Origin of the sequence: Prosthecobacter dejongeii (genome assembly GCF_014203045.1) — a bacterium.
In the GTDB taxonomy this organism is placed as follows: Bacteria; Verrucomicrobiota; Verrucomicrobiia; order Verrucomicrobiales; family Verrucomicrobiaceae; genus Prosthecobacter; species Prosthecobacter dejongeii.
In genome coordinates this window covers 77252-92333 of sequence record NZ_JACHIF010000009.1, presented here as the reverse complement: position 1 = coordinate 92333, position 15082 = coordinate 77252, and the positions used below count along the sequence as shown (strand labels likewise).

Sequence of the window (15082 nt, the reverse complement as noted above, 5' to 3'; positions counted from 1 at the left end):
ATGGCACTCAATGGCCCTTATTCAATCTCTCATGCTTCAGCTTGCCCAATACCAGGATGGCCGCCTTGAGTTGCAGGAAGTGCCTGCACCGGTGCCGCCTCCAGGAGGAATTTTAGTCCAGACCACCTGCTCCGTCATCTCGCCTGGGACAGAAAAGATGAAGGTAGAGCAGGCACGGATGTCCTTACTTCAAAAGGCCAAAGCTCGCCCTGACCAAGTCAAAAAGGTGCTAGATACTGCCCGCATCCTAGGCTGGAAGGCTGCCATGGAAAAGGTGCGCAATCGTTTGGAGTCGCCTTCGCCCCTCGGCTACTCGGCAGCCGGCGTCGTGTTGGCTGTGGATGAAATGAATTCGCGCTTTCGGGTAGGGGATCGTGTAGCCTGCGGGGGAGCAGAATGCGCTTTTCATGCGCAGATGATTGCAGTGCCGGATTTGCTCGCGACGAAGATTCCTGATGAAGTGGAAGATTGGCAGGCCGCCTACACCACTTTGAGCGCGATTTCCATGCAAGCGGTGAGACAGGCCAGCGTGCAGTTGGGGGATCGGGTTTTAGTCCTCGGTCAGGGGCTGGTAGGGCTTCTTGCCACCAGTCTTTTACGCGCTTCAGGGGCTCGTGTCATGGGGGCTGATTATGTGCCCGCTCGACTGGATACGGCCCTCGCTCTAGGTGCTGAGCGGGTGGTGAATCCTGGCCAGACTAGACTGGCTGATGCCGTGCGAGAATGGACCGGCGGCGATGGTGTGGATGCGGTACTGCTCTGTGTGGGCGGTAAGGGCAGCGATGCGGCTGATACCGCCATCACCTGTTTGCGAGATCGTGGGGTCATGGTGATCGTGGGCATCTATGATGCGGAGCTGTCCTGGAAAACCGCTTACATGAAGGACATCCAGGTTCGCTATTCCCGCAGTTATGGCCCAGGGCGTTATGATCCTCAGTATGAATGGGGAGGCAAAGATTACCCCATCGGCTACGTGCGCTGGACGGAGAATCGAAATTTTGAGTCTTGCCTGCAACTGATGAAAACAGGCCAGTTGAATTTGGCACCTGTGACCACTCGCCGAGCTCAATTTACTGAGGCGGTCTCAGTGTATGATGCGCTGATGCAGCCTGGCAATGCGGACATCGGTGTGGTGCTGGAGTACGCAGCACAGGCTCCAGAGAGACCTTCGGTTTCCGCTCCTTTGGCACCGCTGAACGTAGGAACAACATCGCCTGCGAAGTTGCCCATCGCTTGCCCTAGCCTGGATGTCATCGGTGCAGGTAACTTTGCTCGCACCATGCTGCTGCCGCATGTGAAAGGTCAAATGGACCTTGGCACGATTGTTAATGCCACAGGATTGAGCGCTCGCCATGTGAGGGAGAAGTTCGGTTTCTCACTGGCAGAGACAAATGCGACCTGCATTTTTCAAACGACAGGCCGGGCTTTGATGATCGGCACCCGGCATCATCTGCATGCGCCCCTAGTGCTGCAGGGATTGGCCTCAAGTCATCATGTGTTTGTAGAAAAACCACTCTGTCTCACTCGCGCAGAACTGGCTCAGATAGATGACGCCGTTAAAATATCCTCCGGCAGCGTGATGGTCGGTTTTAACCGTCGTTTTGCCCCGGCTGCGGTAGAACTTAAGAAACTGCTCAACACCTTGCCAGGCCCTAAAACGTTGGCTTTCCATGTTTTTGCAGGTCCGTTGGCCCCTGATCATTGGTATGCGAATGTGGAAGAAAGTGGTGGCCGTATTCTCGGTGAAGCTTGCCACTTCTTTGATTTTTCCTGCTTTTTGTTAGGTCGTCCGGTGAAGGTGCTTGCACAGACTTTAGGTCGCCCAGTCTTCCCTGATTCCATGACGGCGCAGATTGAGTTTGAGGATGGCTCCACCGCTCAAATCATTTATTCCGCTGAAGGCGACTATGCCTTCCCCAAAGAGAGCTTTCGAGTTTTTGCCTCAGGCTTGGTGGCCGAGTGCGAGAACTTTCAAAAACTCACCCTTTTCCGGAATCGGAAACGCAGCACACAGACGTTCTCTTCAAAGGGCCATGCGGAAGAGATGCAGGCTTGGCTATCTTATCTGAAGGCTGGCTCGGCACATCCCATGACGTATTCGGACGTTCATCAAAGCATGAACCTGACCTTTGCTGCGCTCGAAAGCCTCCAGTCAGGCACTGCGGCGGCTCTTTAAGGACAATGCATTTTTTATCCTCCATCGCCTGGTACGCACGCCGTCTGCAGGCTATGAATCCTGCGGAGGTGAAGCATCGGCTGGAGGAGCGTTGGCGGAAAATGACGGAACCAAACTTTTTGAAAGGTTTGGAGTCTTTTGATCTCGGGCCGTCCAATCCCAAGACGCCCAAACTCCCTGATCAAGCTTCCGCTCCGATGGATCTCCGTGCCCAACTGGGCGATGATGCGCGCCGCCTACAGAGTGGCAAGTGGCAGCTCTTTGGCTGGCGTGAAGTGGATGTCGGAGCACCGCCCTGCTGGCATCGCGATGCGTTTTGTGGCGTGGTCATTGATCCCGAAAAGCCTGCACAACGCATCAACCATCGGCATCTGCCAGATGGTGCCGATGCCCGAACCCTTTGGGAAATCAATCGTTGGTCAGAAATGACTCGGTTAGCCATGCATGGTTGGCTCAATGAGGATGTATCCGCACTCCGCACGGCGCAATCATGGCTGGAAGACTGGTGCGAAAGAAACCCCCCTGGTTATGGCATCAACTGGACGAGCCCTCTGGAGGCGGCGCTTCGCCTCCTCAATTTCACCTGGCTGGATGCCATGATCCATGCCGCCGCCCGTGGAGCGGAACGGGAAGCGTTAAAGGCAACTCAGTCGGCGCTGGCCAAACGCATAGTGCCAGCACATGCCGCCTGGGTATGGCGTTACCGATCCGCAGGCTCATCGGCAAACAATCATTTGTTAGGTGAATTGGCAGCTTTGGTGGTTGCCGTATCGCGTTGGCCCAGTTTGACCCCACTGGCCTGTTCCGCAGGGGAGGCCTGGGATCTGCTGGGGCACGAAGTTTTGCATCAGTTCGTTTCGGATGGCGGTTCCCGTGAGCAGGCGCTTCACTATCACCTTTTTGCTTTTGACTTGGCTTGGCAGGCGGCATTGACGGTAGGGTGCAAAGCGGGGGACGTGCATGAGAGACTCAAGGCTGCTGCAGACTATTTTGCTGCCTTGGCTGCGAGCGATGAGCCTTGGGACTTTGGCGATAACGATGATGCTCAGGTTCTCCCTGTAACTCAAATGCGAGCACATGCAGCGCGGGAATGGCTCTCATGGTTTCGCGGTGAAGCTGGATCTCTGCGTTATTGGTTAGGTTCAGCACCTCACCTTGCTTCGCGATCACACACACGTCTGTTTTCTGACAGCGGAATGGCGGTGGTCAGTGACCATGACTGGAAAGTTCGGCTAGACGGTTCCCCCCTTGGTTTCGGTGCCTTAGCAGCTCATGGCCATGGCGATGCCCTGCATGCTTCCGTTTGGGATGGCGAGGAGGCCTTGCTCATAGATCCTGGAACAGGTGGTTATTACGGCCACCCAGAATTGCGGGCTGAATTAGCCGCCTGGCAGGCACATAACGGTCCTGTTCCGCAACAAGGCTACCGCACTCCTAAACGCATGGGCAGCTTTCTCTGGGCCCAGCATCATGCTAGCCCTACCATCACCGCCCAAGAGGGAAACCTTCAGGCCACCTTTCAGCATGAGGGGCATCAATTCCGGAGGTCCGTTTTCATCACCAAGGATGCCCTTCAGATCCAGGATGAGGAACTCACCGGCAAGGCTTTTCAGGCACGCTGGATCTTCAGTCCCAAGTGCCAAGTCAAAACTGCTGGCTCAGAGGTGGATGCCGATATTATCGTCCAGCGTGGGGGCCGGGAGTGGTTGTTAAAAATCACGGGCCATTTGACCGCTGCTTCGTTGGAGGAGTGTCGTGTTTCACCTGCTTATGGTTGCATTGAGATGGCTCCTTGTCTCACCGTGATAGATAAGAGCGGGCAGCTATCGCTTTCCATTCGTCGAAAGCGCTAAGCCAGCGAATCCTCGTCAAAGGCACGTTTCACGACGTGTCTTTTTTGTTTTCAGCCTGCCCACTGGTGGCGTCCAGAGATCTGGGCAAAAGCTTTGGAGAGTGCAGTATTCAGTTCCTCTAAGGTGGCCTGTTCCAGTGCCGGGTCCAAAGAGGTGGGCGCGGTCGCCTCCATGACAATATGCGTTGTCGGTTCTTCATGCCAGGAGACCTCAGGTGGAGGAGCTTCACTAACCGGGGGAACCGGTTCGGTCTCGAAGAGATTAGGCACGCTCACATCTCTCGGCGCTGATTGGCTCAGCTCGTCCAGAGCCTGAATCTGTGCGTCCAATTCCTGACAGGCTTTCTGCAAGGATGCTCTCACCGCAATGAGCCTCGCCCGCACTGCCGCAAGTTCGTCTTGAGGGGTGCTAAGATCAGGCAGGGCAGGCAGAGTCATGATTAACTTTTTAAAATTTAAACGCTAATTCCATAAATTTCAAAATTAATATACCGTTTGAAATCATTTTGATCGAATTCGGATCTCCAGACAAGCGTTCTTGCGAAAATGAGAAGGGAGCATGGTAAAAATTGCCCGGTTATCTGGGCCTTTTGACTTGGGCTTGTCCTCACCCGCCTAGCAAGGTGAAGGTGGCACCGCATGAGCGAATTTAGCTACACGCCCTACCTTCATTTACCCCCACTGGCTGGCTTAGCCTCTTTTGAAGAAGCTGCCAAACCTGGGCTGGGAGTCGATGAGAGTGTGGACCGCATCAAGCGGTACCACTTCGCTCTGAAAAGGCTCATGCAAATCCTTCAAGCGAGGTTGACGGCGGAGCCTATTTACGAGCTTAAAATGGCCTTCAGCCTGCACAGTCACTACTGCGCGGAACACTGCACCGCCATGCGCGAAAGGGTGGCGGAGATGCGCACCCCTCCGCTGGGGCTGGAGAAGATTCCTGATTCTCACCTGGACCTCTTCTTCAAAGAGATCCAAAACGCACCCACCACGGCTCAGTTACTCATCGGCCTCTATGACTATGCTTTCCCGGCCCTGCTTCGGGGACTGCGACGACACGTGGCGGAAACCAATCCCTTGAGTGATCACCCCAGCCTGCGCATCTGCCGTTTTGCGGCCTTAGAGATCGCCGAAGTTGTGGAATACGGCACCCAGGCGGTGAAATGCGTGGTTAGTGAAAAACAGCGGGGAGAATCGGCTTCTTGGGTCTTGTTGTTACAGTCTTTGTTAGACGCGGCTGGTGATTTGGATGGTGCCTTAGAGAAAAAAGCTCTCACCCAACCTTTGCAATTCAGCCAGCAGCCACGTGCGTATGAGAAGCTGCCCCAGCGGGATGAGCGCTTTCCAGATCCCTACAACATGGGCGTCCATGCCGAGGAGTTTCTTTACGATCCTCGATTCCAGAGCCGTGACAAGACCCTGATGATGTACTACAAACGGCTGCGTGAGATCGACGTGCCGGAGATGATGGCCACCATTTTGACAGAGACTGAGGCCAAGCCCTGGGGTTATTACAAAGACATGACCCGCCAGCTCTGGGATGAGGCCCGCCACGCCATGATGGGGGAGGTGGGGTTTGTGAAGCTGGGCATTGATTGGCCCCAGCACGTCATGGTGAATTTCACTTGGTCCCTGGGGCTGAACTCTCAACTTCTTCCCTGGGAAAGACATGCGGTGCTCTACTTTATCGAACAAGGGCTCATGACCAAGACGGGCAAACGCTTCGAGTGGGAAGTGGGTGCGGAATCCGGCGATCCTCTCAGCAAACTCTTTCAGGACTACGACTGGGCTGATGAGGTGCTGCATGCCCGTATCGGCCGGGACTGGTATGTCAGTGCTTTTGGAGATCAAAAAGAGGCGATTGATTTCGGCAGTGCCTGCTGGAGCAAGGTGCTTAGCAACTGGAGTGCCTGGAAAGAGGAAGGGAAAACAGACCACCGCAACTGGTGGCCAGGGCTTTACCAAAACTTCTGCGAGCGACAGGGCCTCCAGCCAGACCCCCAGGCCCTGGCGTTTGCGACTACCTATGAGGCCACCCGGGCAGATCTGGAAAAACTGGCTGCCAGCGCATGATCTCCGTTCATTCATGGGGAAGACTCGCCTGTGTGAGAACGTACTGAGGGGCGCATACTAAAAGCGCATTTATCTAGCCATTCGTTCCGGGGTTGCTAGCATCGCGCCTTTTCAAACCCCCATGGCTGCTGATTCTACCTCACCCCTCGACCGCGCCCGGCGGAAGGCCTTCATCCGCCTGCTGCCTGTTCTCTTCATCAGCTACATGATCGCGTATGTGGATCGTGTGAATGTGGCCGTTGCGAAGCTGACGATGATGAAGGACATGCCGGCCTTCACGGATGCCGTCATTGGTTTTGGCAGCAGCTTATTCTTTATTGGCTATTTCCTGCTAGAAGTCCCCGGCACCCTGATGGTGGAACGTTGGAGCGCGCGGAAGTGGATCTGCCGCATCATGGTCACATGGGGTATGATGGCGGGTCTCACGGCCTTCGTCCGCACTCCGGTGGAGTTCTACACCGTGCGCTTTCTTCTAGGGTTAGCGGAAGCTGGCTTTTTTCCTGGGGTCATCGTTTATCTGACGCACTGGTTCACTTCGCGAGATCGGGCCAAGGCGCTCTCCTACTTCCTGGTGGCCACACCCTTTGCTCAGATGCTCAGCCCCATCTCCAATTGGGTGCTTAAATACGGCACCACCGAGGTCCTGGCGAATGGTGAGACGCTCGTGCACCCGAAGCTCCTAGGCCTCGTCGGCTGGCAGTGGGTGTACATCCTGTGGGCCATCCCCGCCGTCGTCTTGGGCATCGGTGTCCTTTGGCTCCTCACGGATCGCCCGCGTCAGGCCACTTGGCTTACACAGGAAGAGCGTGATGCTCTGGAAGCCGAGTTAGAACGCGAGCGCCAGCTCAAAACCAAGGGCAAACGCATGACCCTTTTGGAGGCTTTTTCGCATCCCAAGGTGCTGCTGCTCTGCGCCGCTTACTTTTTCATCACCACGTGCAGCCACAGCATGGAGCTTTTCATGCCCAGCGTGATCAAGGATTGGTACAACGTCAGTCGGGATCAATTCACGTGGCTCATCGTGCTGCCACCTTTGCTAGCGCTGTGCGGTCAGCTTTTCGGGGGGTGGAGCTCGGACCGCTTCCAGGAGCGCCGTCTCCACGCCTGCATCCCCATTGCCATCGGTGGTATCGCCATGCTGCTGGCCCCGCTTTCTCATGGGAATCTGTTTTGGACGATGGTCTGCCTCATGGTCACCTTTGCCGGATTTAAGACCTACATGCCCGCCTTTTGGTCCCTCCCCAGTCTCTTCCTCGCGGAAGCCGCAGCCGCAGGCAGCATCGGTCTCATCAATTCCGTGGGAAACCTGGGCGGGGCGGTGGGGCCCTCCATCATCGGTTGGATCAAAACCAACACGGGTTCTTACATCAGTGGCTTTTACTTCCTGGGCAGCTCCATGCTGATTGCCTCCCTCATCGTATTCTTTCTCGGCCTGGGCACTCGCAAGCCGAAGTCGGTCGAGGAAACGTGAACAGTTGCGTACTTTCCAGAAACGGCTATCTCCACGGCTCTTATGAGCGAATTCAAACTTCTTGTGACAGGCTGCAAGGGCCGCATGGGCCAGGCAGTCATCAGTGCTGCTGCAGCGCAGGGCGTGCCTGTGGGGGCGGGCATTGATGTGGGGGACTCTCTTTCGGATGCTCTGTCGAAGTGCTCCTGCACGATTGATTTCTCCTCTCACCATTTCACGAATGAATTGCTAACGGAGTCCCTTCGTTTGGGAAAGAGTCTCGTTATCGGCACCACGGGTCACACCGACGAAGAACTGGCTCAGATCAAGGAAGCCTCCAAGACGATCCCGGTGGTCTTCGCGTCGAATTTCAGTGTCGGTGTGAACACCCTCTTCTGGCTCACACGCAAGGCGGCGGAACTCCTTGGCCCGGACTTTGACCTGGAAGTGGTGGAGATGCATCACCGCATGAAAAAGGATTCCCCCAGCGGCACTGCCCGCACTTTGGTGGAGATCTTGGCTGATGTCCGTGGTCTGGATTATGATACCGACTGTCGTCATGGCCGTTTTGGCGATGTGGGGGCCCGCACGCCGAAGGAGATCGGCGTCCACGCCTTGCGCGGTGGGGATGTCGTGGGAGATCACACCGTCGTTTTTGCGAATGTGGGCGAGCGTGTGGAACTCACTCATAAAGCTAGCAGCCGTGATACCTTCGCAGGCGGTGCCGTACGTGCCGCTCGTTGGTTGGCCGATAAACCCGCCGGTCTTTATGACATGCAGGACGTGCTCGGACTGAAGTAAACAGCACGCTGTTTCCCCCTTCATGTCCGCTATCGCTTTTGGCATCGCCCTGGGGTCCAACTTGGGAGATCGGCGTGCGAACTTGGAGCAGGGGGTGGCGCATCTCCTCCATCGCATCCCTCAGGCCCAGCTCCTGGCGGGTGCTTCGTTGTATGAAACGGAGCCGGTGGATTGTGCGCCTGGAACCCAGGCTTTTTTGAATTCGGTGATTGAGCTTCAGGCGCCACTCACCCCTGTGGAGCTACATGCCCATTTGGTCGCAGTCGAGTCCCTGATGGGGCGCCCTCCTGAGCGTGCCCACCATGCCCCTCGCACATTGGATTTAGATCTCCTTTATGCGGGAGATTATGTCAGCACAGATCCCGTCCTCACGGTGCCGCATCCGCGTCTTCATCTGCGTCGATTTGTTCTCCAGCCTTTGGTGGAAATCCGCCCTCATCTGAAACTTCCTAGCCTGCCTGGAAAGATAAGCGAGGCCATGGCCGCCCTCTCAGACGAACCTGACAGTGTGCGCTTCGCTGGCACTTGGCGGTATCATCTCGTTGCTTGATGGATCCCTAGGTGACAGCAGGCCTTAAGGACGTATTCTGTGCCGCCCCATGTCTGAAAGTCACGCCACGCCCATCACCATTCCCATCCTTTATCGCCCCAATGTCGGGATTATCCTGACCAATGAGCAGGATGAGATTTTTGTCGCTGAGCGGATCAACATTCCTGGGGCTTGGCAGTTCCCTCAGGGCGGCATTGACGATGGCGAAGATGCAGAAACCGCCATGTATCGAGAGATGGCTGAGGAGATCGGGGTTACCCCAGATAAAGTGATGCTGCTCGAGCGTCGCGATGGTTACCGTTATGCCTTTGCCAAAGGTCGCCTGAAATACGGCATCTACGGTGGCCAGGAGCAGAGCTATTTCCGCTGTCGTTTTTTGGGTCAGGATAGCGATGTCAATCTCGCCGCCACTCATCAGGAGTTCAGCCACTGGCGCTGGATCAAGCCGGAAGAATTCCAGATGTCTTGGGTGCCCAAATTTAAACGGGCCGTTTATCGCCAGGTCTTTTTGGACTTCTTTGGGCTGGAGTTAGCTCCGGTTGAGAATTGAGCTTACCGCCTCTCTGTCTGCATGAGTCACCATCCACGCTTCTCTAAAGCCCGCGCTGAGTTGGGGGCGATGTCGTGGAATGTTCCGCAGGATGATTGGGACTCTCCGTGGAGCTTTGAGAGCGAGTGGACCCCTCCCTCCTATGCCAACGAAAAGAGGTCCAATTCCACGCGATCCTCCGCCACTCCATTGGTTGATCCAGGGGCACTGGAAAGCCCGCGTTTCACTCCCAGTTCACAGGCTCAGCCCGCTCATGTTCCTGACATTGCCGCTCATGGCACCGTCTTGAGATTTGAAGCTCCAGAGCCAAGACCACCTCCGCCAGCCCCGGCTCCCGCGACCGAAACAAAAGTCGCCAACCTCGTGGCAGAAGACATGCGTTTTAGGCCACCGGGAGTGCCTCCGAAAAAGCAAGCGCCCACTGCATTGCCCAAAGTGCCAGAGCCAGTCTCTCCGCTCGCGGCTGATCCAGAGATTCTCTTCCCACCTGCGGCTCCTCAGTCAGATCCTGAGCACCCTCATCCAACAGAGCGCCGGCGAAAGCGCACGCTCCGTCGTCGTGTTCATCGTCAGTCTTGGGGCACGTTGATCTCTTTGAGCTTGGGCACCTTAGGGTTTACCCTCCTAGCCTGGATTTACTTGCATGATTCGCCGCGCGAATCGGATGAGGATCTGCGCCCTGTCATGGCTGTGGACCAGACACCCGTGATCCAGGCACCCACCAAACTGCGAGCCTTTTTGGACTCGATCGTTCCTGTGGAGAACGTCTCCTTGCGCACACAGCCACCTTGGGCCTGGGACACGCCTTCACTGGCCACCTACATGCAGGTCAATGGCACCGCTTTAGACAATCTTCGAGATCTTTTGGAGGACTATGACTGGCATCCTCATCACTCGGACTGGTATCGTGAAGATGCCAGTTCCCGCTCAGGTTGGGGAAATGTAGGGACTCTCTTGCAGGCCCAGGCCTCTTACCTCGCCCGGCGTGGGGATGAGGAGCCTGCTTTTGTCGCGGCCATTGATCTGGCGGAAATAGCCCGGCGTTTGCAGGATGTCTGGGCTTGGCCAGGTTACATGGATCGGGGGCTAGAGCTGCAAACTGCTGCCGCTCAGATTTTGGCCGAGCTCTTGAAAGCCACCCGGCTGGATAGCGCCACGCTAGCCCGCTTTCAGAAAGAATTCAGCCAGTGCCAGCCAGAGGATGACCTCCTGCGTCAAGCCTGCGCAGCTTACTACATACATGAGAAGAAACTGCTGCTCGGTCCTGCCAGCGGGGAACTGCTAGATACCATGCCTGGAGGCCGCCTTCATCAGCGCCCTGGACGCCTTTTTTTTAAAGTGAACGAGACGCTTAGCCTCTTCGCCTCCGCTTTTCGTGATCTGCGAGATGAGATCAGCAGGCCCCCATACACGCGGCTTTCCGTTTCAGCCTCTCCTAGCCGCCGCATTCGTCTGACCCAGCCACGTTTTTACCACCCAAATTCCAGCGGAGAAACCTACTTCAGTGACCGCATTGCCCCTCGTTTGAAGCTGCCTGAAGCACACAGCCTGGCCCAGGCTAGGCATGGGCTGGTGCGTTGCCTTTTTGCCGTCAGGCGTTACTTGGCGGAAAAGCAGACTTTGCCTCGTCAGTTGAATGATCTTACTCCCACCTTTCTGCTGTCTCTCCCGGTGGATCCATTTTCTGGCGAGCCTCTGCAATACGATGCCAGCCGGGGGCTTTTGTCCTCAGTCGGGCTCAATCTGGTGGCTGAAGGTGGGCGCACCACCTCAATACCCATGGAAGATGAGCGTGAACCGACCGTCGAATTGGGGATTTCCATCGCCGTGCCAGTCAAAAAGTAAGCAAGCACGATCCCCCTCTTTCGGCCCTAGGTCGTATAGGCGCGGGTAACTTTGGCATGGATGAGAATCCTGACTTCTGAGCATCTGTAGTTAGGCCTGCATCCTGAACGCCTCAATGACGGCACCCAAGAAGAGCCTTTTAGCTTACCGAAGTTCACATAGATGTGGCTGAAGGACCTTGGCGTAAGATGTAAGAATTGTGTTAGAAGCATTTTTTCTATCTCAAAAACTCCGTTTTAAGCCAGATTAAAACGATGGCTTCAAACACCCAGGTCATTCCTCACCATGATGGGCTTGTGACGCGTGATGCACTCGCGGCATATCTCCATGTCTCCTGGCCGGAAACACCCGTCAGCATCTGGCTGCATCGTTTGGAATTTTGGTGGGATAAAAACCCCCACCGCGAGGCAGACTCGCATCTCGGCTACACGGCTCTTGCAGGGGAAGACATTGTGGGGTTTGGCGGCTTTATTCCCGCTATGTTTGCGTGGCAGGGACAGCCAGTCCCGGGCCTGTACGCCACCAGTTTTCGGGTGGATGAAAAGCACTCCAAAGCGGCTGCGAAGATGTTTCTCAACCAGCGCGAGGTCATGCAGAAGCACGTCATCGTCCATTCCACCCCTTTGCCCAAGATCCAGACGGCCTTGGTCAAAATGGGCGGGCGGGGGGAAACGCAGGTGACTTGCCACTACGTGGCTTTAGGCAAATTAGGTTATTTCAATGGCCAGCCACCCTGGCCAGCCCTGGCATCGGGCATGAAGATCGTGAGCGATCTCAATGAAGTGACCTCCCTCGCGCGCCCTTACCAGAAAGCAGATCGGATTGAAAAATGGACGACGGTGGACTCTCTGAAATGGTATTGCCTTTCGCCCATGCGCCAGCACTACTTCATCGGGGCGGTGGATGCAGCAGGGGTCTTGAGCTCCTATCTTTTGATCACCGCACGCCGCCGCCGTGGCATCGCAACTTGGGATGTGGTCGAGACATTTACCACCCGCGAAACTCCCGAGGAACTTATGGCTGTGCTGGGCACGTTGGTGCATGAGCCAGATCGGCTTCCAGGCCGGAGGCGCTTGCTGACGGTGACTGATTTTGGGGATGAGCCTTGGCTCGCCCAAATGCCGACTCTCATCCGCAGGAAAGAGCAGGTCTGTCATTACTTTCTGCTGCCTAAAGACCTGTCTCACGCGCCGAAACACACCGTGCTGGCAGAAGGAGATTTAGGCTTGTAAGTTGTTTACTTCTCTGGGTTAGGCATAGTGGAGGCTATGTCCTGCCACATTGAGCCTTACACTGACAGCGTCTCGGCGCGGGCAGAGTTAGTGCCTTTTTTGTGCCAGGAATTACCCGACGGCCCTTCTGAGGAACTTTGGCAACAGCGGTTGAAACACTGGTGGGATGAAAATCCCCATGCCAGTGATTCGGCCGAGCGCGGCTGGGTTTTGAAAGCGGCTGGTCGGCTGGTTGGTTTTCTGGGCTTTATTCCTGTGCGCTATGCCTTCGCTGGCCAGCCTGTGCCAGCCCTCATCGCCACAAGCTGGGTTGTGCAAGAGGGGTTTCGCCATGCGGCTTTGCCCATGGCGTTGAAGATGCAGCGACTGGCTAAGACGCACCTTTTGTTAGACTCCACCCCTAGCCTTGAAGTGCAGGCTTTGATCCTTCGCCTGGGGTGGATCGGGGAACTGAAGGTCCGTCGGCAGATGTTACCCCTCGGTTTTTGGGGTAAACTTTTCGGCCGATTCACTGGCCAGTCTTGGCCAGCCTTGAAGCCCGGTCACCGCTTCACCACCAATGTGAACGACGTCCGTCAACTGGAGCGTCCGTGGCAGCAAAGCGGGCGGCTGGAAAAGTGGATCTGCCTTGAGACTCTGCGCTGGTACGCCGCAGCCAGGCTTCGCGAGCACCAGTTTTTAGGCGTGGTGGATGCAGAAGGCTGCCTGACTTCCTACCTATGGCTGACCCGCCGTTCCCGCCGTGGCATCCACTTGTGGATGCTGCTGGAATCCTTCTCCACGGAGGCAGACAACCAAGAACTCGCCGCTTTGGTGGGGGCACTTATTTCACGAGAGGTTCATTTACCTGGGCCCCCGGCCCATCTTTTATCGTTGATCGGTTTTCCTCAAGATGAGCACTGGCTGGACGTGCGGGCTTTGATCCGGGATGAAGCTCTTGTCAGCCACTTTCATGCTTGTCCACCTGCACTCAAAGACGTCGCCAAGCACACTGTGATGGCCGAGGGCGATTTCGGCCTCTAATGCGGTAGGCTGACCTAGCAGGGCCTGCTCACTAAGCGGTCGCCATCTGGGCTTCAATCGCCTGCAGTAGATTCCCTGCTGTGGCGAGTGTATCCACCGTTACTTGATCATCGGGGATGATGACCCCAAATTCACTTTCGATCTCCATCAGCACATCAATGGACTCCAGTGAATCGAGCCCCAGCTTCCCCAGATCATCTTCAAGGCGGATAGGAGCCTCGGGTGCGAGCATGCGCAGGTGAGGGCGTAGCAGGGCCAGGAGACGGGGAGCGATATCGGACATGGTAGCTATCAAGGAAAAGTCAAATCAGGACTGAAGCTGCTGGTGACCGGTCCGCCACTGCCACACCTGTACCACTTCACCGTCCAGATAGGCGATTTCAGCGGGAGCAGGATGGCTGAGGAAACCAATCAGGCTAGCAGTCAGTCCATACGCGCCAACATTGGGGACCGCAAGCAAATCGCCAGCGGCCACATCGGGCATTTTTAGACCTCGGGCCAGGCTATCCAGCGGAGTGCAGAGCGGGCCCACGATGTCAGCCGTGACTTCGTTTTCGCTCTGCCGACTGAGGTTTTGAAAAGTCACTGAACTGCGTGGGATGCGGCCGAGACCCGCCATCCCCCCCAGATGATGAATGCCTGTATCCAGCACCACAAAGGTGCGTGAGCGGGAAGGTTTCACATCCAAAACTCTCGAGACAAGCGTCCCTGCGCTTGCACATAGATAGCGCCCAGCCTCAAACCAGAGTTCTGCGGTTTCATGAAGTGGGGAGGCTTCCCAGACGGCAGTAAGTGCCCCTCTGAGCCCTTGCAGATCAGGGGGGGATCCCTGGTTAGCGTAGGGCCAGGGAAAACCCCCGCCCGCATTCACCACACTGCATACGAAGCCCAGGGCCTTCTCCAATCGTTCAGCCGTTTCTATGGCTCGTTGGGTATTTTGGGTCAGGGCTTCGACTGATGCCACTTGAGTGCCGAAATAGACGTGAATCCCCCGAATTTTGACATGAGGAAGTTGCAGTTTTTCCCGGGCCCCTGCTGCTAGCAGGAGGCTTTCATCGAATCCAAATTGGCTTTCCACCCCCGTCATTGCCAGGCGGGCCTGTGGAGCTTCTGCCGGGTTCACTCTCAGCAGAATCTGGGCATCCGCAGCACGCAGACTGGCCACGGCGGAGATGCGCTCCAGATCTCTCCATGACTCGCACGAAAACCACCGCACCCCTGCTGCCATGGCGGAAGTGATTTCACTTACCGTTTTTCCTGGCCCCCCGTAAAGCGCTTCTCTCATATCATGGCCGGCGAGTCGGGCTGCCTGCAATTCCCCTTCAGAGGTGATCTCTGCGGTGCCGCCTTCGAGGCGAATTTTTTCGGCAATGGAGGGCAGGGGATTGGCTTTGAAGGAGTGCAGCAGTCTGGCTCCTTCCGGCAAGCTTTCCCGCAGCTCCTGAGTTCTCCTTTTGACCTCGGCGAGGTCATAAGCATAAAAAGGTGTTTCGAATTGTTCGGCTAGACGAAGGAGTGGGGCGTCCATGAAAG

At 56.2% G+C, this 15082-nt stretch carries 13 protein-coding genes; 10 read left to right on the top strand and 3 right to left on the bottom strand.

From position 1 onward, the window contains the following. Positions 1–31 precede the first annotated feature (31 nt). Entirely contained in the window at positions 32–2176 is a 2145-nt protein-coding gene (locus tag HNQ64_RS18605; protein WP_184211483.1) for a bi-domain-containing oxidoreductase, read from the top strand. Positions 2177–2181: 5 nt separating this feature from the next. Further along, positions 2182–4029: a heparinase II/III domain-containing protein gene (locus tag HNQ64_RS18600; protein ID WP_184211481.1), complete on the top strand. Its 1848-nt coding sequence runs from the start codon at positions 2182–2184 to the stop codon at positions 4027–4029. Positions 4030–4079: 50 nt separating this feature from the next. On the opposite strand, the gene HNQ64_RS18595 is transcribed toward HNQ64_RS18600, so the two are convergent. Continuing rightward, the gene (locus tag HNQ64_RS18595; protein WP_184211479.1) at positions 4080–4466 is read right to left on the bottom strand and encodes a hypothetical protein; all 387 of its coding nucleotides are present in this window, start codon (positions 4464–4466) and stop codon (positions 4080–4082) included. A gap of 201 nt (positions 4467–4667) precedes the next feature. Here HNQ64_RS18595 and HNQ64_RS18590 point away from each other — a divergent pair, with 201 nt between their 5' ends. The 8 genes from HNQ64_RS18590 to HNQ64_RS18555 all read left to right on the top strand — a co-directional run bounded on the left by HNQ64_RS18590 (position 4668) and on the right by HNQ64_RS18555 (position 13549). Then, a complete protein-coding gene (locus HNQ64_RS18590) occupies positions 4668–6098 on the top strand; it encodes a hypothetical protein (RefSeq protein ID WP_184211477.1) in 1431 nt (476 codons plus the stop codon). 121 nt (positions 6099–6219) lie between these two features. Then, positions 6220–7569 carry an MFS transporter gene (locus tag HNQ64_RS18585; protein ID WP_184211475.1) on the top strand — a complete coding sequence of 450 codons (1350 nt, stop codon included), beginning with the start codon at positions 6220–6222 and terminating at the stop codon, positions 7567–7569. 42 nt (positions 7570–7611) lie between these two features. Continuing rightward, positions 7612–8349, top strand: coding sequence for a 4-hydroxy-tetrahydrodipicolinate reductase (dapB, locus tag HNQ64_RS18580; RefSeq protein ID WP_184211473.1), 738 nt, complete (start codon positions 7612–7614; stop codon positions 8347–8349). A 22-nt stretch (positions 8350–8371) separates the two neighbouring features. Further along, complete coding sequence (folK, locus tag HNQ64_RS18575; RefSeq protein ID WP_184211471.1) at positions 8372–8899, top strand: 2-amino-4-hydroxy-6-hydroxymethyldihydropteridine diphosphokinase; 528 nt, start codon at positions 8372–8374, stop codon at positions 8897–8899. Between the two features lie 49 nt (positions 8900–8948). Next, positions 8949–9449: an RNA pyrophosphohydrolase gene (locus HNQ64_RS18570; protein ID WP_184211469.1), complete on the top strand. Its 501-nt coding sequence runs from the start codon at positions 8949–8951 to the stop codon at positions 9447–9449. Between the two features lie 21 nt (positions 9450–9470). Further along, positions 9471–11294: a hypothetical protein gene (locus HNQ64_RS18565; protein WP_184211467.1), complete on the top strand. Its 1824-nt coding sequence runs from the start codon at positions 9471–9473 to the stop codon at positions 11292–11294. A 254-nt stretch (positions 11295–11548) separates the two neighbouring features. Beyond that, entirely contained in the window at positions 11549–12526 is a 978-nt protein-coding gene (locus tag HNQ64_RS18560; RefSeq protein WP_184211465.1) for a hypothetical protein, read from the top strand. 36 nt (positions 12527–12562) lie between these two features. Then, entirely contained in the window at positions 12563–13549 is a 987-nt protein-coding gene (locus HNQ64_RS18555; protein ID WP_184211463.1) for a hypothetical protein, read from the top strand. Positions 13550–13580: 31 nt separating this feature from the next. Here HNQ64_RS18555 and HNQ64_RS18550 read toward each other — a convergent pair whose 3' ends face one another. Continuing rightward, positions 13581–13832 (bottom strand): acyl carrier protein, encoded by a 252-nt coding sequence (locus tag HNQ64_RS18550; RefSeq protein WP_184211461.1) that lies wholly within the window; start codon positions 13830–13832, stop codon positions 13581–13583. A 24-nt stretch (positions 13833–13856) separates the two neighbouring features. Then, positions 13857–15077 (bottom strand): type III PLP-dependent enzyme domain-containing protein, encoded by a 1221-nt coding sequence (locus HNQ64_RS18545; RefSeq protein ID WP_184211459.1) that lies wholly within the window; start codon positions 15075–15077, stop codon positions 13857–13859. Between the last annotated feature and the right edge of the window lie 5 nt (positions 15078–15082).

Bases quoted from the DNA above. Each gene is read 5' to 3' on its own strand.
- folK (WP_184211471.1), top strand. From the start codon at position 8,372: ATGTCCGCTATCGCTTTTGGCATCGCCCTGGGGTCCAACTTGGGAGAT.
- HNQ64_RS18550 (WP_184211461.1), bottom strand. From the start codon at position 13,832: ATGTCCGATATCGCTCCCCGTCTCCTGGCCCTGCTACGCCCTCACCTG.
- dapB (WP_184211473.1), top strand. From the start codon at position 7,612: ATGAGCGAATTCAAACTTCTTGTGACAGGCTGCAAGGGCCGCATGGGC.
- HNQ64_RS18585 (WP_184211475.1), top strand. From the start codon at position 6,220: ATGGCTGCTGATTCTACCTCACCCCTCGACCGCGCCCGGCGGAAGGCC.
- HNQ64_RS18590 (WP_184211477.1), top strand. From the start codon at position 4,668: ATGAGCGAATTTAGCTACACGCCCTACCTTCATTTACCCCCACTGGCT.
- HNQ64_RS18545 (WP_184211459.1), bottom strand. From the start codon at position 15,077: ATGGACGCCCCACTCCTTCGTCTAGCCGAACAATTCGAAACACCTTTT.
- HNQ64_RS18560 (WP_184211465.1), top strand. From the start codon at position 11,549: ATGGCTTCAAACACCCAGGTCATTCCTCACCATGATGGGCTTGTGACG.
- HNQ64_RS18595 (WP_184211479.1), bottom strand. From the start codon at position 4,466: ATGACTCTGCCTGCCCTGCCTGATCTTAGCACCCCTCAAGACGAACTT.
- HNQ64_RS18605 (WP_184211483.1), top strand. From the start codon at position 32: ATGCTTCAGCTTGCCCAATACCAGGATGGCCGCCTTGAGTTGCAGGAA.
- HNQ64_RS18555 (WP_184211463.1), top strand. From the start codon at position 12,563: ATGTCCTGCCACATTGAGCCTTACACTGACAGCGTCTCGGCGCGGGCA.
- HNQ64_RS18570 (WP_184211469.1), top strand. From the start codon at position 8,949: ATGTCTGAAAGTCACGCCACGCCCATCACCATTCCCATCCTTTATCGC.
- HNQ64_RS18600 (WP_184211481.1), top strand. From the start codon at position 2,182: ATGCATTTTTTATCCTCCATCGCCTGGTACGCACGCCGTCTGCAGGCT.
- HNQ64_RS18565 (WP_184211467.1), top strand. From the start codon at position 9,471: ATGAGTCACCATCCACGCTTCTCTAAAGCCCGCGCTGAGTTGGGGGCG.